The sequence below is a fragment of the Bradyrhizobium sp. B025 genome (genome assembly GCF_042257955.1).
Lineage (GTDB): Bacteria > Pseudomonadota > Alphaproteobacteria > Rhizobiales > Xanthobacteraceae > Bradyrhizobium > Bradyrhizobium diazoefficiens.
This window is the reverse complement of the sequence record NZ_CP170150.1, coordinates 3457449-3479656: the sequence shown is the minus strand read 5'-3', so window position 1 is coordinate 3479656 and position 22208 is coordinate 3457449. Positions and strand designations below refer to the sequence as shown.

Genomic DNA, 22208 nt, shown 5'->3' with positions numbered 1-22208 from the left:
TCCAAGCAGCCTTGCATGCGTCATCATGGCAAGCCCCCAACGCGATCCGCGATCGTCACTCCAGGGATCATCGGACAAATTTCGGATTCTGCGATGATCGCTTTCTGGCACTGTTTTGCCCGACGAATCAAGCGGCTTCGCAGAGCGCAGCCAGTGCCGCGAATGCAATGCGGCGGGGCCAAGCTGCGCTCGCAATGACGGGGGGGCCGATGCGCGCCAAATGACGATGTCGTTCCGGTCGCCGTCGGGCAAATCGCCCCGTCGGCACCGGCTGCTCCATGATTGCTCTGTCCCGCTGATTTGCCCCGCCCCGTCAAACTGTTGGCAGCATCCACCGAGCAAGGCGCCCCGGCCCCACTTCTACTATGCATGGGGTTGTTTTAGACATTTTTTGTTTCTGACCCTGGATGCACCAGCAAAGAAAAAGCCCGGCCTCGTCTGGAGGCCGGGCTTTCCGATCTTGCGACTTCTTCGAAGATCAGCCGCGGGTGCGCGAGCGGATCATGAAGCTGTCGTAGGTGTACTCGGCAACCTGCCACCACAGATATTCATCGGAGCGGTAGGCCTGCATGGCGTCGATCGACTTCTTGAAGTCGGCGTTCTTGGCCGAGATCTCGCCCCACAGCTCGTTGGTCGCCTTGAGGCAGGCTTCGAGGACCTCGTTGGTGAAGGGACGAAGCTGCGTGCCGCCGGCCACCAGACGCTTCAGCGCCGACGGGTTCTGCATGTCGTAACGCGCGGCCATCCAGCTGTTGGCATTGGCCATCGCGTTGGTGAGGATCGCCTGGTAGTTCTTCGGCAGCGAATTCCACTTGTCCAGGTTGGTGAAGGCGTGGACGGTCGGACCGCCTTCCCAGAAGCCCGGATAGTAGTAGTACTTGGCGACCTTGGCGAAGCCGAGCTTCTCGTCATCATAGGGGCCGACCCACTCGGCGGCGTCGATGGTGCCCTTCTCCAGCGCCGGATAGATGTCGCCGCCGGCGAGCTGCTGCGGCACGACGCCGACTTTCTGAAGCACCTGGCCGGCGATGCCGCCGATGCGGAATTTCAGGCCGGAGAGATCGGCAACCGTCTTGATCTCCTTGCGGAACCAGCCGCCCATCTGGGTGCCGGTGTTGCCGCAGGGGTGGCCAATCACGTTCGACTTCTTGAAGAACTCGTTGGCGAGCTCGTTGCCGCCGCCCTGGTACAGCCACGAATTCTGCTGGCGCGCGTTGAGGCCGAAGGGCACCGAGGCGAAGATCGCGAAGGTCGGATCCTTGCCGACATAGTAGTACGACACGGTGTGGCACATCTCGACCGTGCCGTTCGAGGTCGCATCGAGCGCCTGGAGGCCGGGGACGATTTCGCCGGCCGCGAACACCTGGATCTGGAATTTGTTGTCGGTCATTTCGGCGACGTACTTCGCCACCTGCTCGGCACCGCCATAGATCGTATCGAGCGACTTCGGGAAGCTCGAGGTCAGGCGCCACTTGATCTCGGGCGATGATTGAGCGATCGCCGGCGAGGCCACCGCGGCTGTCGCCGCCGCGCCTGCTGCCGACACTTTCAGGAAATCACGACGCTTCATTTTCAGGTCTCTCCTTGCTGGGGCGTTCCCCCGAACTTCCTCTTTGCCGCCGCTCATTCCGGCGACGCGCTTGGGCCGCGTCGAACCGATGGGGCTTGACTGCCGTGGGCGTTTAACACGGAAGCCCCGCCTGCGGAACGCGACATTGGCATGACGGGGCTCTACGAAAGTCGCATGTCCCCAATGGATTGGCGTCGCCCCGCTCAGGCCGCCGCGATGGCGCCCTTGAGCTGGTCCCGAACCTGGCCCGCAATGGCGCGGTAGATCGCCGCATGGGGGCCGTCCGGCTCGCTGTCGACGACGGGATTGCCGGCGTCCGAGGTAGCGCGAATCGCCATGTGCAGCGGGATCTCGCCCAGGAACGGGACTCCGAGCTTCTCGGCCTCGTGGCGCGCTCCGCCATGGCCGAAGATGTCGGATTTCGTGCCGCAATGCGGGCACTGGAAGTAGCTCATGTTCTCGACGATGCCGAGCACGGGCACGTTGACCTTGCGGAACATCGCAAGCCCCCGCCGCGCGTCGATCAGCGACAGGTCCTGCGGGGTCGAGACGATCACGGCGCCCTTCAGCGGCACGTTCTGCGCCAGCGTGAGCTGGGCATCGCCGGTGCCCGGCGGCATGTCGACGACGAGCACGTCGAGGCTACCCCATGCGACGTCGCGCAGCATCTGCGTGACCGCCGACATCACCATCGGACCGCGCCAGATCATCGCGGTCTCTTCCTCCACCAGGAAGCCGATCGACATGATCGCGAGGCCGAAGCGCCGGAGCGGAATCATCTTGCGCTCGCCATCCAGCTCCGGCTTGTCGCGCAGGCCCGTCAGCCGCGGCACCGAGGGGCCGTAGATGTCGGCATCCAGAAGCCCGACCTTGAGGCCGAGATCGCGCAGGCCCAGCGCCAGATTGAGCGCGGTGGTGGACTTGCCGACGCCGCCCTTGCCCGAGGCGACCGCGATCACGGCGGCGACGCCCGGAATCTCCGATTGCCGCGCCATCGGCGACCCACCGCCCTGCGGCGGCTTGTGGGCATGGACCGGCTGCACGCCCGGCGTGCCGCGGCTTGGCGTGGGCGGCGGCGGAGGTGCAGAGCCCGGCTTGCGCTCGGCGGTCAGCGCCACCATCACGGTGGTGGCGCCGGGAATGGCGCGCACGGCGGCCTCGGCCTCGGCCCGGACGGCCTCCCAGGCCCGCGCCTCCGCGGCATCGACATTGATCGAGAAGAACACCTTGCCGTCAGAGGCGCTGATCGCGCTCAGCACATTGGCATTGGGAAGCGCGACCCCGCGCGGCGATTTGATCCGGGCGAGGCTGTCGAGAACCTGTTGCTGCGTCACGCTCAAAGCGCATCTCCTTGAGTCCAGGATGTGCCCCATTAGAGCGGAAACGCCCAAAAGGCTACTGCCTGCCGATATCGTCAGCCATCTCGGCGGGCGCCGCCCCCTGCTCCAGGGCTGCCTCGTAATTCAGCTCGATCATCACCCCGTTGGGGTCGTGCACGAAGATCTGCCAGAGGTCGCCGCCGGGCACCTGGCGGGAGTCGAATTTCATCCCTTTGGACGTCAGCCGCTGCTTCATGCCGTCAAAACCGCGGCTGACGAAGGCGACGTGGTGGACAACGCCGGAATCCGGCTTTTGTGGCTCCGAGGTCGGAGAAATATCGACGAGGTGCACCACCGGCTTGCCCTCGCTGTACATCCAGGCACCCGGGAAGGCGAAATTCGGCCGGGCGCCTTTTTCCAGGCCCAGCACATCCTCGTAGAAGCGCACCGTCTCGGCCAGATTACGGGTCCGGATGTTGAAATGATCGAGGACGCCAACGCTCACGCCGCCCATGCTTTCGCTCCCTTTTTTTGAAGTCCTTTAGTCCCGCCATCCTAGCACAGGGGGCCGCCAAACGAAGCCGTTGCCCTCCGCCCTCAAGGGTTTATGGTGCGCCCCGATCCGCCTTCACGGCGGAACCCGGCGCGCCCCGCCCGGCAAGAACCGTAAAACCCAAACTACGGACAAGGTACCACACATGGCTAAAGTCGCTTTCCTCGGTCTCGGCGTGATGGGCTTCCCCATGGCCGGACACCTCGTGAAAAAAGGGGGCCATGAGGTCACCGTCTACAACCGCACCGCGGCCAAGGCGAAGGAATGGGCGGACAAGTTCGGCGGCAAGACCGCGGCGACCCCGAAGGCCGCCGCCGAGGGCCAGGATTTCGTGATGTGCTGCGTCGGCAACGACAATGACCTGCGCGCGGTCACGATCGGCCCCGACGGTGCCTTCGCCGGCATGAAGAAGGGTGCGACTTTCGTCGACCACACCACCGCCTCCGCCGAAGTCGCGCGCGAGCTCGACGCGGCCGCCACCAAGGCCGGCTTCAAGTTCATCGACGCCCCGGTCTCCGGCGGCCAGGCCGGTGCCGAGAACGGCGTGCTGACGGTGATGTGCGGCGGCGCCGAGGACGCCTATGCCGGCGCTGAGCCGGTGATCACAGGCGCCTATGCGCGGATGTGCAAACTGCTCGGGCCCGCCGGCTCCGGCCAGCTGACCAAGATGGTCAACCAGATCTGCATCGCCGGCCTCGTGCAAGGCCTCTCCGAGGGTATTCACTTCGCCAAGAAGAGTGGCCTCGACGTCGCCGCGGTAATCGAGACCATCTCCAAGGGGGCGGCGCAGTCGTGGCAGATGGAGAACCGCTACAAGACCATGAACGAGGGCAAGTACGATTTCGGCTTCGCGGTCGAATGGATGCGCAAGGACTTATCGATCTCGCTGGCCGAAGCCCGCCGCAACGGCGCCACCCTGCCGGTGACCGCGCTGGTCGACCAGTTCTACGCCGAAGTCGAGAAGATGGGCGGCAAGCGTTGGGATACGTCCAGCCTGCTCGCGCGCCTCAACCGCTGACACCTGACCATCTGAACGACCTTGCTGATCGCGATCGCCGCCATCTTCGTCCTGGCCTATGCGGCGATCGCGCTCGAGCACCCGCTTCGCGTCAACAAGAGCGCTTCCGCGCTGCTCGGTGCGGGCCTGCTCTGGAGTGTCTACGCGATCGCGACGGGCGACCACGCGCTGGTCGGCCGCCAGCTCGACGAGTCCGTCGGCTCCACCGCGCAGATCGTTTTCTTCCTGATCGGCGCCATGACCATCGTCGAGGTGATCGACGCCCATGATGGTTTCGAGGTCATCACCTCGCTGATCCGCACCACCAGCCAGGTGGTGCTGATCTGGCTGATCGGCTTCGTGACGTTCTTCCTGAGCGCGATCCTGGACAATCTGACGACCACCATCGTCATGATCTCGCTGATCCAGAAGCTGATCGCCCGTCGCGACGACCGCCTGCTGTTCGCCTCCCTCATCGTCATTGCCGCCAATGCCGGCGGCGCCTGGACCGTGATCGGCGACGTCACCACGACCATGCTCTGGATCGGCGGGCAGATCTCGCCGCTGAAGATCATGAGCGCGGTGTTCCTGCCCTCGCTCCTCAATCTGCTCGTGCCGCTCGCCTTCATCAGCTTCTCGCTCAAGGGCAAGACCATCGCGCCGCCGTCGAAGGACACCGGGCTGCTGGCTGTCGACCGGTTCGAGCGCAACCTGATGTTCTATCTCGGGCTCGGCACCCTGATCGCGGTGCCAGTGTTCAAGGCGGTGACGCATCTGGCGCCCTTCATGGGCATCCTGTTCGGGCTCGGCGTGCTCTGGCTGGTCGGCGAGATCGTGCACCGGCACAAGGACGAGCATGTGCGCCAGCCCCTCACGCTGGTGCATGCGCTGGGACGGATCGACATGACCTCGATCGTGTTCTTCGTCGGCATCCTGCTCGCGGTCGCCTGCCTCGACCATGCCGGCCTGCTCTCGATGCTGGCCAAATGGCTCGACGCCACGCTCGGCCGACAGGACGTCATCGTCGTCGTGCTCGGCCTGCTCAGCGCCATCATCGACAACGTGCCGCTGGTTGCCGCGACCATGGGCATGTACGACCTCGCGCATTATCCGCCGGACAGCTTCATCTGGGAGTTCATCGCCTATTGCGCCGGGACCGGCGGCTCGATCCTGATCATCGGCTCGGCCGCGGGCGTTGCCGCGATGGGGCTCGAGCGGATCGAGTTCCTCTGGTATGCCCGCCGCATCGCTGGCCCCGCGCTCGCCGGCTATCTGGCCGGTGCGGTGGTGTACATCGCGCAGTACGCGGCGCTGCATTGAGCGGTTCGGACCGGCTCCAGATTAACGCCCGGTTAACGTAATTCTTTAGCTCCTTAAGTCAGCTCTTAAGGATTTCTTGCCAGAGATAGACAATGCAGAAGGCCCGCGTCCGGCGTGGGCAGGAATCGTGTTGCTTGATGAGTAACCCCGCTGAAAAGCCTGAGGTTGTGCAGCTTCCGGCCGAGCCGGTAAGCGCTCCATCGGCGAGCAGCCGAAGGGCTGCGGCGCAGCGGGTGCGCGAGGCGCGCGATAAGTTAACGTCGACCAGTGGAACCCGGCCGGCGTTCGACGCCGAGATGCTGCGCCAATATGCCCAGACGCGGCTGTCGGCCTCCTATGTCGTGATGCTGCTGGTGGTTGCGACCGGCGTGCTGTTCGGACTGTGGATGCAGCCGATCCCGGCCGCGGCCTGGACCGCCGGCATGCTCTGCATCCACGGCGCGATGATCCGCAGCTGCCGCCGGTTCCTGACCGAGCCCGCCTCGCCCGCGGCGACGCGCGCGTGGCGAACACGCTTCGTCGTGCTCGACCTGCTCTACGGCCTGTGCTGGATGGCGATCCTGATCCATCCCGTGCTCGACATGGTCACGGAAACGCTGATGATGTTCCTGATGCTGCTGGTGATCGCAGTATCGAGCATGCTCGCCGCCAATCTGCCGATCGCCGCCCTTGCCGCCACCGCACCGGTCGCAGTCGCCATGGCGCTGAGCTTTGCGGTGACCGGCTCGCTGGACAATTACATCCTGGCCGCACTCGCGCTCGCCGCCGAAGGCTATTTCGTGCTGCTTGCGCATCGCCTGCATTCCTCGACCTTCGCCACGCTCGAGGCGCGCGCCGAGAAGGACGCGCTGATCGGCGAACTGGAGCAGGCCAAGGCGATCTCGGACGAGGCGCGCCACCGCGCCGAATCCGCCAATGTCGCCAAGTCGCGCTTCCTCGCGCAGATGAGCCACGAGCTGCGCACGCCGCTGAACGCGATCCTCGGCTTCTCCGAGGTGATGAAGAGCGAGATTTTTGGCGCGCATGCCGTGCCGGTCTACAAGGAGTACTCGGCGGACATCCACAATTCCGGCGTGCACCTGCTCAACCTCATCAACGAGATTCTCGATCTGTCGCGGATCGAGGCCGGCCGTTACGAGCTGAACGAGGAAGCCGTGTCGCTGGTCGGCATCGTCGCCGACTGCCACCATCTGATGAAGCTGCGCGCTTCCAGCCGCGGCATCACCATCCACGAGGTATTCGAGCAGGCCATGCCGCGGCTCTGGGCCGACGAGCGCGCGATCCGCCAGGTCGTGCTCAACCTGCTCTCCAACTCGATCAAGTTCACGCCGCAGGGCGGCGAGATCTGGCTCAAGGCCGGCTGGACGGCTTCGGGCGGACAATATCTCTCGGTAAGGGATACCGGCTCCGGCATCCCCGAGGACGAGATTCCGGTCGTGCTCGCTTCCTTCGGCCAGGGCTCCAACTCGATCAAGTCGGCCGAACAGGGCGCAGGCCTCGGCCTGCCGATCGCAAAGAACCTGATCGACCTGCATGGCGGCACGTTCACGCTGAAATCGAAGCTGCGTATCGGCACCGAGGTGATCGTCACCTTCCCGCCGGAGCGCGTGATGAGCGCGCTGGCGCCGCTGTCAGATGATTCTCCGCCGCTCCAGCCGGAAGGCTCCCTGGCGCCTGACGAAAAGCGCCGGCCGCGCCACAAACCGATCATGAGCGCAGGCACGGGCTCTTAACGATATGCTTGCAGAAATGCCCGACCATCCCTCACTATGCCGAAATGAGCAAAGAAACGCCGTGCGTCGCCGTCTGCATGATCGATCCCAAGACCAAGCTGTGCTTCGGCTGCGGCCGCACCTTGCCGGAGATCGCGCGCTGGCACGCCATGGAAAGCGCGGAACGGCTCTCGGTCATGGCGCTGCTGCCGGCACGCATGGCGGAAGCTGGACTTGCGCCGATCGCGGGATCGCGGAAACACGCCTGACCGGCCGGCGCGCATATGGAGGTGCGCAATGATCCGCTTCCTGCTCGTTCTCGTCATGCTTGCCGGCACCGCCGGTGCCGTCGTCGCCTATGGCGATCCCGATCAGATCGCGCGCGCGAGCAACAAGGTCTCGCACATCTTCCGCACCCAGACCGTCACACCGGCACCCGCCGTGCAGATCCAGCGCGGCCAGGGCGGTGAATTCGCGCTGCGCGCGAAGATCAACGGCGTCGCCGCACCGATGGTGATCGACACCGGTGCGACCTCCGTGGTGCTGACCTGGGAAACCGCAAAGGCGATCGGGCTGCCGCTCGAGATGCTCGAATATGACGTCGATCTCGAAACCGCGGGCGGCCACACCAAGGCGGCCCGGCTCACGCTCGACCGTCTTGCCGTCGGCCACCTCGTCGAGAAATCGGTGCCGGCCCTCGTCGTGCAGCGCGGGCAGATGAAGACCAATCTGCTCGGCATGAGCTTCCTCGACCGCCTGGAGAGCTGGGGCGTGCGCGCCGACAAGCTGATGCTCACCGGCTATCCGGAGCTCCAGGGCAGCCCCCGCCGCGCGCGGATGGCGGTCGACTAGAGCGCCGACGCGAGCCGCCGCTCGCCAGCCGACAGGCTCGATCGCGCGGGCTGTGACCCATCCAGACCACGACTTCAGTTGGCGCGCCGCGAAAGCGCCGCGGTCTGGCATTTGGGCTATTTACAAACCGCCTAGTCGGTTTATAACAATCGCAGTCCCGGATCGGGGTTGGACAGGCGCTGCTCCCGAAGGGACGCGGCCAAGTGGGAGATTGTGAATGATGACTGCAAGAGCCGCGTTACGCCGCACGATGTGCGCCCTGCCCTTTGCGGCTGTGTTCGCCGCAGGCAGCGCCTGCGCTGCCGACCTGTCGCCGCGCTATGCAGCGCCCGCCTCCGCCTATACGGCACCGCAGCCGGTGTATTCGTGGACGGGTCTCTATGCGGGCTTCAACGCCGGCTATGCCGAGAGCGGCGACGACGCCTTCAACAATCTCGCTGGCGCGACTGGCGGCAAGGTCAAGGGCGCCGTCGGCGGCGTGCAGATCGGCTACAACTACCAGCTCTCGCCGATGTTCGTGGTCGGCATCGAGAACGACTTCGAAGGCGCAGACATCAAGAACCACGACGCGCTCAACAGCGCCGCGGTCAGCCTGCCCTGGTACATGACCGGCCGCGCCCGCGCCGGCATCGCGACGATGGATTCACGCCTGCTGTTCTTCGGGACCGCCGGCCTTGCCGCCGGCGAATTCAAGGACGGTCCGATCAACAAGATGAAGATGGGCTGGACAGCGGGTGGCGGCGTCGAATGGGCGTTCCTGCCGAAATGGTCGGCCAAGGCCGAATATCTCTACACCGAGTTCAAGCACGACGACCTGCCGGACTGGAACGCCGCGAAATTCCACACCTTCCGCGTCGGCGTGAATTATCACTTCGACCTGTTCCGTTGAGGCCGATCGACGAAGAGCCGGATGTTGCGATCCGGCTCTTCACGTCGCGGCAGTCAGGCGGCCGCCTCCGCCGGCGCACGCACACCGACGCGCGCGATCGCATCGCGCAGCACGTCGAGACCGGCGCCCGGCTTTACCCCCTGCTCGGCAAGATGGCGGCGGAAGGCGCGCGCGCCGGGCACGGCGTGGAATGCACCGACGAAATGCCGTGTGATGGCGTGCAGCCGCGTGCCGCGCGCGAGCTGCGCCTCGATATAAGGCATCATCGCTTCGAGCGCGTCCTGCATGGTCGCATGCGGCGCCGCCTCGCCGAAGATATCGGAATCGACGGAGAGCAGCCGCCATGGCTCCTGATAGGCGGCGCGGCCGAGCATTACGCCATCGACGTGTTCGAGATGTGCTTTCGCATCGTCGATGCCTGGGATGCCGCCGTTGATGATGACGGGCACATCAGGCATCGCGCGCTTGAGCCGATAGACGCGCTCATAGTCGAGCGGCGGAATATCGCGATTCTCCTTCGGTGACAGGCCGTTGAGCCAAGCTTTCCGGGCATGCACGATCAGCGCATCGCAACCCGCTGCGACCACCGCGTGCGCGAGCGTATCGAGCGCCACCTCCGGATCCTGGTCGTCGATCCCGATGCGGCACTTCACGGTGACCGGCACGGCAACTGCGCGCTTCATCGCATCGACGCACCTCGCCACCAGCTCCGGCTCCGCCATGAGACAGGCGCCAAAGCGGCCATCCTTCACGCGATCGGACGGACAGCCGACATTGAGATTGATCTCGTCATAGCCAAACGCCTCGCCGATGCGCGCGGCCTGCGCGAGCTCGCTCGGATCCGAGCCGCCAAGCTGAAGCGCCACCGGGTTTTCGCACGCATCGAACCCGAGCAGCCGCTCCCGGTCGCCATGGATGATGGCGCCGGTGGTCAGCATCTCCGTATAGAGCAGCGCCCGCCGCGTGAGATGACGGTGGAACACCCGGCAATGCCGGTCGGTCCAATCCATCATGGGCGCCACGGAAAAGCGATAGTCTTGATATTTCAATCGTTTATCCTATCCTCTCAATGGGATGGAAGAAGAACGTGTGCACTCCAAACTAGCCGAAATTGCACACGTTTGTACCCGTTTTGACCTCCCGGTGCACACATAGTGCACACGAAAGCCGGAGTGCACACGCGTGGCGACCTTCACTCAATTGGGATCGGGAAACTGGCGCGTTCAAGTCCGCCGCAAGAACCGTTATGTGGCCGAGACTTTCCGGCGGCGCAAGGACGGCGAAGAATGGGCGCTCGAGATGGAGCGCAACATTGACCGCAATGGATCGTCCAAACCACGCGTGGTGCGAGACGTTCGCACATTTGGCGATCTGATTGATCTGCACGACGAAGACATGCGCGATGTTGGAAAGCCCCCTCGCCGGTCAAAGGCTGCTGTGATGGCGTCGCTCAAGGCTGAGCTCGGTAGTGTGAAGCTGCCGGCGCTCAATCGAGAGCGGCTGATCGAGTTTGGGAGAAAGCGGGCCAAGCAAGGCGCTGGTCCAGCGACGTTGGCAATCGATTTATCTTTTAGGCCCAGCAGCGAGAGGGACGTGCGATGATGCGGGTCTGATCATCGGCATTTTGGGGGCAGCCGTGCGGACGGGCAAGCTACTGCGCCGCATCCGCTCGCTGAGGCTGCTCCGTCAGCGCTGACCCACGCTCCCGCGACCACACCTCCGACGCCGGAGATGCCGCCAACCTCCAAGAGAAGCCCGTGACCGGGGCAGCGCCAGCCAAGCCACTCGTTCCCTTGTCGGCCGATCGCTCGTGACCAGCTAGAGTAGAGCCAGCGCGCAGGCCAGCCGGTCCTGTTCTCAACGCCACATCTGCCCTCTCGCTCATTCTGACGCAACCACGAAGGCAGGTCGTCGGATCGCGAAACGCCTCCCATGCTTCCTTCCCTGACCCGCGTTAACCCTGTCTCGGATCTTGTCCCGTATCCGCGCTGGCCAGTTCACTTCTGCCGCTAAGCCGCCTCATTTGGACCTCTGCAATCGTCTCCGATTTTCGGGTGCCCATTTCCGGCTGGCTTTGAGCAAGGATTCTTCCTCGGACCACGTGAGATCATATGAGAGTGGCTCTCATCCTTGTTGGCCTCAGTACACTCACGGCGATGGAACTCAAGACACTCCCGCGCACCACAAAACCTGTGGTCGAGCCGCCCGCTCAGGCGGCCGTTGGCTCATACGATACGCTGACGAGGGCGGACCGTCTCGTAATCCCGCACAGGCTTGAAGCACGACCGCAGCCGATCTCCTCGAGCGAAGTGATAACTCCCCAAGATCAAACCTCAACGGTTGCACAGGAGCCTTCGAACAGCCTCGAGCAACACAAGCGAAGCGCCGGCCCGGCAAAAGCCGCGGTCGCGCTGCTCAAAGCTCGGCCTCGGCACGGAACTTCCAAGGTAACCGCGAAACTCAATCGCGCCACCCCGGTCGCGGAGGTCAAATCCTGCACGTCAGGTGTCTTCGATGGCCTGCTCCGAGCATTAAACCTGCCAACGCGATGCCAAACCTAGCGCAAAGGCCCATCTGCATCGAGATGGCGGGCGGCAGCGCGGCGCCTCGGACATGCGTCAGAGGAGACAAGCCGTCGCGACGAAATCCGCCCCCTTCGCCCGGCCGTGAGGCGGCGAACCGTGTCGCCGCCTCCTATTTCACAACCCTAGATCAGGGCGCCAGATGGGCCTTGATCTCGGCCGACATCTGACGGATCGCTGCCTGGGGCTCCGGATCAGTCAGAATGCCGTTCAGCAGGACGAAGTCGTGGATCATCCCATTGTAACGGGTCGCTATCACGGAAACTCCGGCATCCTTCAGCTTACGGGCGTAGGCCTCACCTTCGTCGCGCAGCGGGTCGTTCTCCGCGGTCACGACCAAGGCCGGCGGAAGCCCACTTAGCTGCTGCAGGCTGGCGCGCAGCGGCGAGACATAGGGATTGTTGCGCTCCGCAGCATCCGGCGCGTACAGATCCCAGCCATATTTCATGAAGGCGCGGGCCAGGAACCTGCCCGTCCCGAATTCATGATAGGATGCGGTGTCTACGCCGGCGTCGGTCGCCGGAATCATCAGCACCTGATAGCTGATCTTGGGGCCACCCCGGTCTTTGACCATGAGCGTAAGTGCGGCGGTCATGTTGCCACCCACCGAGTTGCCGGCGACTGCGATCCGGCTGCCATCCGCGCCGAGCTCTTCGGCGTGTGTCGCCACCCATTTCAGCACGGCATAGGATTGATCGAGCTGAGTGGGAAAGCGCGCTGCGGGCAAGGAGGTGTACTCAACAAACACTCCGATCTGGCCGGAGTTGACCACCAAGTCCCGCAGGAGACGCTGATGGTTCTGGAAGTTCCCGACGATCCAGACGCCGCCGTGAATGAATAGCAGCACGCCGGGCTTACCGGTAACTTGCTGGGGTTTCATGACATAGATTCTCACGGTTTGACCGTCCTGCGTTATGATCTGCTCGGTCGTGTTCACCCCCGACATATCGACCGGTGTCTTGTTCTGAAGCCCCGTCAGGACCTCTTGGGGCTTCGGCTGGGGGAGCTCCCAGAATGGGCTCGGATCCTTGTTGATCTCCCGTAGGAAGGCGCGAACCTGAGGATCGATCCGGGGGTCGGTAACGGCATCAGGGGCGGCATGGAGGGCTTGGGTCATGAGGATTGCTCCGAGGCTGAGGCTTGCAAGTAAGGAGTGGAGTTTCATCGTGGTTCTCTGAGGGTTGCACGCAACCGCGCACGTAGCCCGCGAAGCAGGCTGCCGCTTCTGTCAAATGACCAGTCCGATGACTGATCGGCGGTCAGCTTGCGGGAGTTTTGACGCTGGCGAGAACGGAGCGTAGCCCGGACCGCGAGGTGATTCCGGCTTTCGAAAAGATCCGGTGCAGGTGGTAGCCGACGGTTCTGTGAGACAGATAGAGTCTGGCGCCGATTTCCTTGTTCGAAAGACCTTCGACAGCGAGTTGCGCGATGTGAAGTTCCTGTGGGGTCAGCGCTTCCCACGCCTGCTCGGTTCGCCGACGACTGGTTTCGCCCGAAGCACGCAATTCATCCCGGGCACGGTCACTCCAGGGCGAAGCGCCGAGCGCATCGAAGATGTCCCGTGCCTCACGCAACGGAGCTCTCGCATTCGCTGACCTGCGCTGGCGGCGCAGCCACCCGCCGTAAGCCAGGAGAAGACGGGCACGCAAGAACGGCCACCTCTTCGCAGCCGGCCCAAGCCCTCGCAAGAAGAACTGTTCGGCGTCTTCAGGCGCTGCGAGCAGCGCCTTGCCATAGTGCAGCATCGTCTCAACCCATGGCACCGGCATCGGAGCCGAGACACGCTCCATCGCATCGATCACGCCACGGCCCGCGTCCGCATTGCCGGAAAAAACGGCGGCTTCCACGAAATCCGCGAGCCCGAAGAATTGAAGACCGGAATTGAAGGCCGGATCGGCGGGGGAAAAGAGGCGTCGCAAATGCTCGTAGGCCTCCCAGTGCCGGCCGGCACCGATTGCCGATATGCCTCGCGCGATCTGCAACATCGCCAGCAGGAAACTGGCACCGATGGACAGAGCCAGGTTCTCCGCGTGCGCCGCATGCGCTTCGGACTGCTCCAGATTCCCTTGCATTCCTGCAAGCCTGGCTTTCAGGATCGTGGCAGCGGCGATCCACGGGAGCCCCCTTGTCTCTTCGGCAAGGCGGACCGATTCCTCGGCCTCCCTCATGGCTCCCGTCCAGTCGCCGACTTCCGTTTCCGCCCACCCTTGTGCGAACAGCACGCGCGCCAAATCGCTGAGCCGTCCCTGTGCTCGCAGTGCGGCGCTGGACTCGGCGAGAAAGCTTACGCTGATGTCGAAGGTGCCAATGACATTGGCGGTGCTACCGAGGATTCTCGCAACGGTAGGGTCATGCCTTGTTTCGGCAAGGCTCTGGAGCTTCATGTACAAGTCGCCTCCCCGGCGTAGTGGTTCGACGTAGGCGAATATCGCGATCAGACGAGGGTCCGCCTCCGGCAACTCCAGCCGATTGGCCGCAGCGAGAACTCTTGTACAAAGTTCGTCGCTTGCGCTGCTCCACCAGCAACGTTGCGCGGCGCGCCAAAGCAGATTGCCGGCCAGATCGCCGGCGCCGGCGGCCTGGGCTTGAGCCGCGAACCCGATCAGTCCGGGAATCTTCGTGGAGTCATCGGCCGCTGGGGGCCGGCTGATCTCTCGACACCAGGCAATGCGGACCAGCGCGAGCTCATCCGCTTCGCTCGTGTCGGCCTGACGCAGCAGGCGCTCCATGAGCTCCGGCTGGCCCAGATCGGCAGCAAGTTCGGCGGCGTGCAAAAGTCGTTCGCTTTTGGCTCTTGCCGTGCTGCTCAGCCGCGCGGCATTTTCCAGAACCTCGATGGCCATCGCTACGGCGCCTCGCAGCAGCGCACGCGCCGCCATTCGGTCATATTCGCCAGCGAGTTCGTCGTCGGGGCCGATGGTCGCTGCTGCGCGATGCCATAGTTGGCGATCGAGCTGATCCAGAATAACAGCCGCGAGCGCAGCATGAATCCTTTGGCGCGTCATCAGGTCGGCCGCTTGATGCATGGCGGAGCGAACGAGCGGATGCCGAAACCGCACCTCGGTTCCGTCGATCTCGATTAGCTTGGCGGCTACTGCTGGCGCGAGGGCATCGATTCCCACCTGCTCACCCAACACCGCTTCTCCGGCAGAGAGGATTTCGCGGAGAGATGTCCCGTCGTTTTCTGCGGTCACGAACAATAACGTTCGCGCCGTAGGCGGAAAGTCGGACAAACGACTTGAGAAGGCGCGTTCGAGGCGGTCTGTCAGCGGAAGCCACGGCGCATCACCAGCCTCCCTGGCTCGTTCTCCGCGGGGCAGTTCTACAAGAGCCAGAGGATTGCCGGAAGCTTCTTTGAGGAATCGGCGGCGCAGCTCTGCGGGAAGGCCTGGCGCATGGGCGTCCAGCAGTTGCTCGGCATGGGCCTCGTCAATTCCTGAAAGTCGCACCCTTAGGGTGGAGGCGTCGCCTAGCGAACGGTTATTGTCATCGCGCATGGCCACCAGCAGAACGACGGGGTCCGAACTCAATCTGCGCGAGACGAAGGCCAGCACATCATAGGTTGCCTGGTCCAGCCATTGGGCATCGTCCGCGACAAGCAGGATAGGCTTGCGCGTCGCGCTTTCGGTCAGGAGAGCCAGCGTCGCGAGTGCCACTAGAAAGATATCGGGCGCCCCGATGTCATCGTGCATGCCGAAGGCGGCCAGCAAGGCCGATCGCTGGCGAGGAACCAGGCCTGCGGCCCCCTTCATCAGCGGGCGCAGCGCCTGCTCGAGTGCTGCGAACGGCAAATGGACTTCGGCTAGGACGCCGATCATGCTCAGGACGGAGATGCCACGTTCATTAGCTCTGTGCTTGGCGACCTCGAGGAGCGCAGATTTCCCGATCCCAGGCTCGCCGCTGAGCACGAGCGTGGATCCGCCTTGGTCGATTTGGTCGATCAGGCGATCGATCAAGGCGATGTCTTGCTCTCGGCCCTGCAAAACGTGGGACGCATGTCGCGTGACACCCGTCGAGAGCTTCGGCAGCGGCAAATGCATCTTTTTCGCCCGTCTGACCATCGCATAACCGTTGTGACGCTGCGCCTCGAGCTCGACCGCTTAGGGTACATGTTATCATGTGCCGCGAAGCAGGGGCAGGGCCTACTCGGCGTAGATCAAGATGAGCAGTCCGCTTGTGGCCGATTGTGTTGAAAAAGGCGGCTGTTGCGACGCAGAGGGATCAGTGATTCAGTCAGTCTAATTGGCAGGACTGAAGATCATGATGGGGCATCGGCAAGTCGAACAGGCTGCGTTGTTCTACGAGTTCTCGCTCGAGAGGCATGTTCCCGCTGACCATTTGCTTCGGTCGATCGACAGGTTTGTCGACCTTGAGGAGATTAGGCGGGATCTGGCCCCTTTCTACAGCAGTATCGGCCGGCCTTCGATTGATCCTGAGCTGATGATCCGGATGCTACTGATCGGTTACTGCTTCGGCATTCGATCGGAGCGGCGTCTGTGCGATGAGGTTCACCTCAATCTGGCCTATCGGTGGTTCTGCCGGCTCGGTCTGGATGGGGCGGTGCCAGATCACTCGACGTTCTCCAAGAATAGGCATGGCCGCTTCCGGGAGAGCGATCTCTTCCGTCGCGTGTTCGAGAGTGTCCTGCGCCGCTGCATCGAGGAACGGCTGGTCGGCGGTGAAGGATTTGCGGTCGATGCAAACCTGATCAAGGCCGATGCCAATCGGCAGAAGGGGATCGAAGGCGACAAGGGACTTGCGCCAGAGGCCGCCGGCCGAGCGATCGATGAGTATCTGTCTGTGCTTGACGATGCCGCTTTCGGAGCGGCGACCGAGGTCACGCCGAAGTTTGTGTCACCCTCCGATCCGGCGGCGCGATGGACGGGGGCACACGGTGGCCAAGCCTTCTTTGCCTACTCGACGAACTACCTGGTCGACATCGAGAACGCGATCATCGTTGATGTCGAGGCGACGACGGCAATCCGGCAGGCGGAGGTGTTGGCCGCCAAGCGCATGATTGAGCGCTCGTTTGAACGGTTCGATCTCTACCCGAACCGGCTCCTCGGTGACAGCGGCTACGGCTCGGCCGAGATGCTCGCCTGGCTGGTCTATGAGCACGGCATCGAGCCGCACGTTACAGTCTTCGACAAGTCGGCCCGCACGGACGGGATCTTCTCGCGCGACGACTTCACCTATGACCATGCCGGGGACGTCTATCGTTGCCCCAGTGGCAAAGTTCTTACTACGACAGGAACGCTGGTCAACGATGGCACCACCATGCTTTACCTCGCCAGCAAGCGCGATTGTGATCGCTGCGCATTGAAATCCCGGTGCTGCCCCAAGCAAGCCTCACGGAGGGTGCCGCGCTCGATCTACGAGGGCGCCCGCGACATGGCGCGCCAGATCGCAAGATCGTGGGAGGGCCGCACTTCGCGTCGGCTCCGCAAGAAGATCGAGATGCTGTTCGCTCACCTCAAGCGCATTCTCAAACTCGACCGTTTGCGTTTACGAGGTCCAAACGGCGCGCGTGACGAGTTCACCCTCGCAGCCACCGCCCAAAACCTTCGCAAGATGGCCAAGCTGATCCCGATGCCCACCTTGGGGCCGGCATAGAAACCGCCAAAGCCATTGGGCCGGATCGCGCTGGCGCCAATACATCCGATTACTGTCGCCCTTTTTCAACGGAATCGGCCCATCTGCGACCTCGGGGAATGACCGCTTTTGGGCCGCTGTTGGGGGTGTGTCAATCGGCCTGTAAATTTGACCCCTCATCGGCGTCCAATTTTGACCCCTTCGTGCGCCGCGGTTTGACGGTAGCGCTCGGCTCGTTGGAGCTGGCCGGGATAGCGGAGACGAGACGAGCGCGGGTGGCGTGATCGTCGTCGCGGCTTTTGAAGCGCCAGCTGTCATTGCCGGTCTCGACGATGTCACAGTGATGGGTCAACCGATCGAGCAGCGCGGTGGTCATTTTGGCGTCGCCGAACACGCTCGGCCATTCGCCGAAGGCGAGATTGGTGGTCACGATGACGGAGGCGCGCTCATAGAGCCGGCTGACGAGGTGGAAGAGAAGCTGGCCACCGGACTGGGCGAAGGGCAAATAGCCGAGTTCATCCAGCACAATGAAGTCCATCCGGGTCAGATGCTCGGCGAGCCGTCCTTGCCGTCCGTTGCGGGTCTCGGTCTCGAGGCGATTGACGAGGTCGACTACGTTGAAGAAGCGGCCGCGGGCACCGGATCGGATGCAGCTTCTGGCGATGGCAATGGCCAGGTGGGTTTTGCCTGTGCCGGTGCCGCCAACCAGCACGACGTTGCGTTGTTGGGCGATGAAGCCGCCGCCAGCAAGATCATTGACGAGTGTCTGATTGATCGGCGTGCCGTCGAACTGGAAGTCGGCGATGTCCTTGGCAAGCGGAAGCTTGGCAATGGTGAGCTGGTATTTGATCGACCTGGCTTGCTTCTCGTTGATCTCGGCGTTGAGCAGGTCGCCGACAATGCGCTGAGGTTCGTGCTGGCGCTTGACGGCAGTTGCCATGATCTCGTCGAAGGCAGCCTTCATGCCGTAGAGCTTGAGTTCGCCCATGAGGTCGAAGATTTGGGTTCGTTCCATCAGATGGTCCTCCGGAGGTTGTCGTAGCGGGCACAATCGGCGATCGGTGCATGACGGAGCGTCAGTGCGGCCGGCGTCATGATGTTGGCCGGTGGGGCGGGTTCACGTTGACGGGCCAGGATATTGAGAACGACATCGGCCGAATGGACGCTGTGACTGAGCGCTTCGGCACAGGCCGCTTCCACCGCGGGCAGACCGTCAGTCAGCACCGCGTTGAGGATGTCGACCATCTGTCGATTGCCGTCGTCGGTGCTGGCAAGCTTGCGCCGGATCCGCTCGATCGCGGCTGGCAGCACCCAGTCTTTGAAGGGAGCACCGTTGCGCAAGGCGCCGGGTTTGCGGGCGAGCACCGGCACATAATGCCAGGGGTCGTAGACGGTATCGCCGCGGCCAAAGGATCGCGGGTGCTCGGCAACGATGCGTCCATCCTGACGGATCACGATGCGATCGGCATAGGCTTGAACCTCGACCGGTCGCCCGACTGCGCTGGCTGCGACCGAGTACTTGTTGTTGTCGAAGCGCACCAGGCAGGTCTTCGAGACCGATGCCGTCACCGCATGGAAGCCGTCGAAGCGGCCGGCATAGGGAACGAGTTTGGGGCGTTCGGCTTCGAACACTTCCCAGATCGTCTGATCGACCAGCTCCGGATGGCGATGAACCTTGGCGTAGGCGATGCATTTGTCGAGCAGCCAGGCGTTTAACTCGTCGAGGTTTTTGAACCGCAGCCGCGGCGTGAAGAAGCGTTCCCTGACCAGCCCGACCTGGTTCTCGACCTGCCCCTTCTCCCAGCCCGACGCTGGCGTGCAGGCGACCGGATCGACCAGATAGTGGCTGCACATCTGCAGGAAGCGGCGATTGTAGAGACGCCCTTTACCGACGAAGATCGTCTCTACGGCGGTCTTCATGTTGTCGTAGATGCCGCGGGTGCAGGTGCCTTTGAACAGGGCGAACGCCCGGTCGTGGGCGTCGAACACCATCTCCTGCGTCTCCCGCGGATAGGCCCGCACGAACAGCATGCGGCTGTGACAGAGCCGGACATGGGCGGCCTTCACCATCACCGTGGTGCCGCTCAGCAAGACCACCTCGTGGCTCCAGTCGAACTGGTAGGCTTCGCCTGGGGCAAAGCTTAGCGGGACATAAGCAGCCGCGGTCGATTGCCCGCGTTCCTTGCTCCACCGCCTGGCGTAACGCCGCACCGCATCGTAGCCGCCGTCATAGCCACGGCTGCGCAGCTCTTCGAAGATCCGGATTAACGTCAGCTGTTCACGAGCCGGTTTGGCCGCGTTCGCCGCCAGCAGTCCGTCGAGCTCTACTGCCCATCGTCCCAGCTTTGGCCGCGGCTGCACTTGCCGCTCGTACTCGAAGGAGGTCTCTCCTGACCTCAGCACCTTCCGGACCGTGTTCCGCGACACCTTCAGGTCACGGGCAATCTCCTTGATCGTCTTGCCCTTGATGAAGTGCTCGCGCCGAATCCGCGCAATCGTCTCCACGATCAGCATCCTCGACCACCTGCTTCATTCCAAAGCAGGCAGCGCAACAGACCAACCTATAGGGGGTCAATTTTGGACGCCGATCCCCCGGCTTAGGGGGTCAATATTGCAGGCCGAATGACAGGCAAATTCAGCGTATCAGCATCTTGCTCCGGAGCATCGGCGGTTGCCCAGCTCGGATTCAAGATGACGACGACGCTGTGCCTTGGATCTGCCAGCATGCATCACCTTCCGGCCGTCTCCAGAAAGGGTCTGATCGCGTGACGTCACGCTGCGGCGGGAATATTCGTGACCGGAATCAGAACCTCCCCGGGGACGCCGGCGGCATGGTGGAGTGCGCGAAGGGCTGCGTCAGAGGCGTGAAGATATCCTGCGAGGGCAGAAGTTTGTCCGACGCGGCATGGTGCGCCTAACCGCTCGAGGGGCCAGCCCGCCCGGCGCAGGATCCGCTCCATTCGAACGTCAGTCACCGTCACGATGCTATCGGCATTTGTGGCTTTAAGGTATTCGATCATGGCCGCAAACAACATGATGGTTGCGCGATTGATGCCGTTGCCGGCAAGTTGGGAGGCCCGCTGTGTATCTACACAGAACCTCGAGCTTTCGAGGACCTTGTCGCTTCGCGGCACTGGACTATCTCCCAGCAAGAAAGGGAATGTCTCTGCGAGCATGTTTGGCCCGACCGTCGGCAACAACCTGACGCTGCCCACCACAGCGCCATCATCAGACAGCACCAGAAGATAGGTTGGACTGAGAGCGTCGAAGAGATCGACTTCCATGTCCCCGGTAACCGCGACCGACCAATCGAGCCGGTCCTTGAAGATATGCCTGCGTAGCCGATACATGTCGGCGAGCAGATCGACATGCTGTCCGAATGCGTGATGGTTCAAAGCGGTTGCAAGCACGGTTACCTCCGGTTGAGTCGGTGACAAATCACCACAGCAGAAACCGCAGTTTGCAGCGCCTGTGTTTTTTAACAGGTGCCTCAGGCAGAACGGAACTTAGAAGAAGTTTGATCTACCGAGATCTTGGAGCCGGGCCAACGAATGCCAGCCGTGTTTGAGCGCCACCATACCGGACGGTACAGGCGCCGACTCATTCGCGGCAACGGCCGGAACGGCTCGGCGGCCTTCATCGAACACGCCAGGGCTACTGAGCAAGTTCTTGGAAGTGTCACTGCCGGCGACGATACTGGTTAATGCGCCCGTCTCGGCGCCCTATTTTGCGTACCGACCGCCCGTATTTTTCCGCGATAAACTGCCAACCCATGCAAGCTGAGGCAGCAGGAACTCCGGATGAAATAGCCTACGTCAGCAGGCGGCGACGGATGGCCTCGGCGACGCATTGCGTGATTGAGGTCGCATCCAGCTTGCGCTTTGCATTCTCCAGGTGAAAGGCCACGGTCCGGGGCGAGATTCCTAACAGCAGCGCGCTTTCCGAGACCGTCTTGCCACGTGCCGCCCAGGCGAGGCATTGCCGTTCGCGATGTCCGAGGACCGGATCGACCAGCGGTACTTCGGCGACCAACTGGCGTGCCACCAGATGCGTGTGGAAGTGCAATCCGACCAGACGCAATATCTGCCCCGAGGTGGCAATCAAGCGCTCGGGATTCAAACCACGATCATCGCTGGCCAGCGTAAACGCCGCCATCCGGCCGAAGCCGCCACGGATCGGTATCGTCACGCCGCAGCGAATGCCAAAGGAGACAGCCTCTTCAAAGAACCTGCGCTGATCCTTCGTGCCACCCGGCGCAGCCGCGCCGCTCGTCCAGCCGAAAAGGTCATGGTCCAGCCGGGCTCTGCGAATCACCGGGTCAAGCTGCTGATAGTGCAGATCGAAATAGCGGCTTGACCACGATCTGGGATAGCAAGAGATCAGCTTCGGTGCCCCCTCGACTATCCTTAGATAGGCAAACCAACGAAAGCCAAGAAACACCGCTGTGCGCGCCGCCGTACGCTCAAACTCAACCTCGTTGCGCGCCAGCTCGATTGCATCCACGAAGTCCTGAAACACGCGATCCGATCGCTTCATCGTGACTGATCCGATACACAGCAACCGCCGCCGCCAGGCTCGTGACGGCTGGTCCGCAAGAGCATTCTAGTCAAGGCAGCGACGTCAGCCCCGGAAGGCCACCCTTCGAGCGAACATGCTTGCCAGAGGCAAAGCGGATCCGCGTCAACGTGCTCGAGGCTGCCCGCGACGTTGTTCGGAAGCGATGCCCGATCGAACCCGCCGACAGCGCGTTGTGACGTAGCGAAGACATCACGGCAGACTGAAAGCGAGGTTTGGCTTTCAAGCCTGCCTCTGAGGAGAGCTC

The 22208-nt window shown here is 63.0% G+C and carries 17 protein-coding genes and 1 pseudogene; 8 read left to right on the top strand and 10 right to left on the bottom strand.

The genetic code is table 11. From position 1 onward, the window contains the following. Positions 1-478: 478 nt before the first annotated feature. The 3 genes from ACE10W_RS15800 to ACE10W_RS15790 form a co-directional block, all read right to left on the bottom strand. The gene (locus ACE10W_RS15800) at positions 479-1570 is read right to left on the bottom strand and encodes a TRAP transporter substrate-binding protein (protein WP_028170829.1); all 1092 of its coding nucleotides are present in this window, start codon (positions 1568-1570) and stop codon (positions 479-481) included. 203 nt (positions 1571-1773) lie between these two features. Continuing rightward, entirely contained in the window at positions 1774-2910 is a 1137-nt protein-coding gene (locus tag ACE10W_RS15795) for an Mrp/NBP35 family ATP-binding protein (protein WP_028170828.1), read from the bottom strand. 55 nt (positions 2911-2965) lie between these two features. Next, the gene (locus tag ACE10W_RS15790; RefSeq protein ID WP_011086522.1) at positions 2966-3403 is read right to left on the bottom strand and encodes a VOC family protein; all 438 of its coding nucleotides are present in this window, start codon (positions 3401-3403) and stop codon (positions 2966-2968) included. Positions 3404-3587: 184 nt separating this feature from the next. Here ACE10W_RS15790 and ACE10W_RS15785 point away from each other — a divergent pair, with 184 nt between their 5' ends. The 6 genes from ACE10W_RS15785 (at position 3588) to ACE10W_RS15760 (ending at position 9212) form a co-directional block, all read left to right on the top strand. After that, positions 3588-4460: an NAD(P)-dependent oxidoreductase gene (locus tag ACE10W_RS15785; protein ID WP_011086521.1), complete on the top strand. Its 873-nt coding sequence runs from the start codon at positions 3588-3590 to the stop codon at positions 4458-4460. Between the two features lie 21 nt (positions 4461-4481). After that, on the top strand, positions 4482-5759 hold the full coding sequence (gene nhaD / locus ACE10W_RS15780; protein WP_304552532.1) for a sodium:proton antiporter NhaD: 1278 nt from the start codon (positions 4482-4484) through the stop codon (positions 5757-5759). Between the two features lie 137 nt (positions 5760-5896). Beyond that, positions 5897-7492, top strand: coding sequence for a HAMP domain-containing sensor histidine kinase (locus tag ACE10W_RS15775; RefSeq protein ID WP_038966223.1), 1596 nt, complete (start codon positions 5897-5899; stop codon positions 7490-7492). Positions 7493-7536: 44 nt separating this feature from the next. After that, complete coding sequence (locus ACE10W_RS15770; RefSeq protein WP_011086518.1) at positions 7537-7740, top strand: DUF1289 domain-containing protein; 204 nt, start codon at positions 7537-7539, stop codon at positions 7738-7740. 28 nt (positions 7741-7768) lie between these two features. Further along, positions 7769-8323 carry a TIGR02281 family clan AA aspartic protease gene (locus tag ACE10W_RS15765; RefSeq protein WP_028170824.1) on the top strand — a complete coding sequence of 185 codons (555 nt, stop codon included), beginning with the start codon at positions 7769-7771 and terminating at the stop codon, positions 8321-8323. Between the two features lie 220 nt (positions 8324-8543). Then, positions 8544-9212 (top strand): outer membrane protein, encoded by a 669-nt coding sequence (locus ACE10W_RS15760; protein WP_304553772.1) that lies wholly within the window; start codon positions 8544-8546, stop codon positions 9210-9212. A 53-nt stretch (positions 9213-9265) separates the two neighbouring features. Here ACE10W_RS15760 and dusA read toward each other — a convergent pair whose 3' ends face one another. Then, positions 9266-10225: a tRNA dihydrouridine(20/20a) synthase DusA gene (gene dusA / locus ACE10W_RS15755; protein WP_060911517.1), complete on the bottom strand. Its 960-nt coding sequence runs from the start codon at positions 10223-10225 to the stop codon at positions 9266-9268. Between the two features lie 169 nt (positions 10226-10394). Here dusA and ACE10W_RS15750 point away from each other — a divergent pair, with 169 nt between their 5' ends. Continuing rightward, positions 10395-10814 carry a hypothetical protein gene (locus ACE10W_RS15750; protein WP_304552530.1) on the top strand — a complete coding sequence of 140 codons (420 nt, stop codon included), beginning with the start codon at positions 10395-10397 and terminating at the stop codon, positions 10812-10814. Positions 10815-11924: 1110 nt separating this feature from the next. Here ACE10W_RS15750 and ACE10W_RS15745 read toward each other — a convergent pair. Together ACE10W_RS15745 and ACE10W_RS15740 are read right to left on the bottom strand one after the other, a co-directional pair. Further along, positions 11925-12911, bottom strand: coding sequence for an alpha/beta hydrolase (locus ACE10W_RS15745; protein WP_304552529.1), 987 nt, complete (start codon positions 12909-12911; stop codon positions 11925-11927). 142 nt (positions 12912-13053) lie between these two features. Beyond that, positions 13054-15834 carry an AAA family ATPase gene (locus ACE10W_RS15740; protein WP_304552528.1) on the bottom strand — a complete coding sequence of 927 codons (2781 nt, stop codon included), beginning with the start codon at positions 15832-15834 and terminating at the stop codon, positions 13054-13056. Between the two features lie 220 nt (positions 15835-16054). On the opposite strand from ACE10W_RS15740, the gene ACE10W_RS15735 reads away from it, so the two are divergent. Beyond that, on the top strand, positions 16055-17407 hold the full coding sequence (locus tag ACE10W_RS15735) for an IS1182 family transposase (RefSeq protein WP_304552527.1): 1353 nt from the start codon (positions 16055-16057) through the stop codon (positions 17405-17407). 130 nt (positions 17408-17537) lie between these two features. Here the strand turns inward: ACE10W_RS15735 and istB are convergent, their stop codons facing one another. From istB to ACE10W_RS15715, 4 genes and pseudogenes are all read right to left on the bottom strand, one after another. Beyond that, positions 17538-18401: an IS21-like element helper ATPase IstB gene (gene istB / locus ACE10W_RS15730; protein ID WP_039183785.1), complete on the bottom strand. Its 864-nt coding sequence runs from the start codon at positions 18399-18401 to the stop codon at positions 17538-17540. 8 nt (positions 18402-18409) lie between these two features. Further along, a pseudogene (istA, locus tag ACE10W_RS15725) lies at positions 18410-19900 on the bottom strand (IS21 family transposase); the annotation flags it as partial. A 257-nt stretch (positions 19901-20157) separates the two neighbouring features. Further along, a complete protein-coding gene (locus ACE10W_RS15720; protein WP_304552525.1) occupies positions 20158-20796 on the bottom strand; it encodes an acyl-homoserine-lactone synthase in 639 nt (212 codons plus the stop codon). Positions 20797-21196: 400 nt separating this feature from the next. Then, positions 21197-21922 (bottom strand): autoinducer binding domain-containing protein, encoded by a 726-nt coding sequence (locus tag ACE10W_RS15715; protein WP_304552524.1) that lies wholly within the window; start codon positions 21920-21922, stop codon positions 21197-21199. Positions 21923-22208: the final 286 nt, after the last annotated feature.

Coding starts and splice junctions, on each gene's coding strand:
- ACE10W_RS15800 (WP_028170829.1), bottom strand. CDS start 1,570: ATGAAGCGTCGTGATTTCCTGAAAGTGTCGGCAGCAGGCGCGGCGGCG.
- ACE10W_RS15790 (WP_011086522.1), bottom strand. CDS start 3,403: ATGGGCGGCGTGAGCGTTGGCGTCCTCGATCATTTCAACATCCGGACC.
- ACE10W_RS15785 (WP_011086521.1), top strand. CDS start 3,588: ATGGCTAAAGTCGCTTTCCTCGGTCTCGGCGTGATGGGCTTCCCCATG.
- ACE10W_RS15775 (WP_038966223.1), top strand. CDS start 5,897: ATGAGTAACCCCGCTGAAAAGCCTGAGGTTGTGCAGCTTCCGGCCGAG.
- ACE10W_RS15770 (WP_011086518.1), top strand. CDS start 7,537: ATGAGCAAAGAAACGCCGTGCGTCGCCGTCTGCATGATCGATCCCAAG.
- ACE10W_RS15765 (WP_028170824.1), top strand. CDS start 7,769: ATGATCCGCTTCCTGCTCGTTCTCGTCATGCTTGCCGGCACCGCCGGT.
- ACE10W_RS15760 (WP_304553772.1), top strand. CDS start 8,544: ATGACTGCAAGAGCCGCGTTACGCCGCACGATGTGCGCCCTGCCCTTT.
- dusA (WP_060911517.1), bottom strand. CDS start 10,225: ATGATGGATTGGACCGACCGGCATTGCCGGGTGTTCCACCGTCATCTC.
- ACE10W_RS15745 (WP_304552529.1), bottom strand. CDS start 12,911: ATGACCCAAGCCCTCCATGCCGCCCCTGATGCCGTTACCGACCCCCGG.
- ACE10W_RS15740 (WP_304552528.1), bottom strand. CDS start 15,834: ATGCATTTGCCGCTGCCGAAGCTCTCGACGGGTGTCACGCGACATGCG.
- ACE10W_RS15735 (WP_304552527.1), top strand. CDS start 16,055: ATGATGGGGCATCGGCAAGTCGAACAGGCTGCGTTGTTCTACGAGTTC.
- istB (WP_039183785.1), bottom strand. CDS start 18,401: ATGGAACGAACCCAAATCTTCGACCTCATGGGCGAACTCAAGCTCTAC.
- ACE10W_RS15715 (WP_304552524.1), bottom strand. CDS start 21,922: ATGAAGCGATCGGATCGCGTGTTTCAGGACTTCGTGGATGCAATCGAG.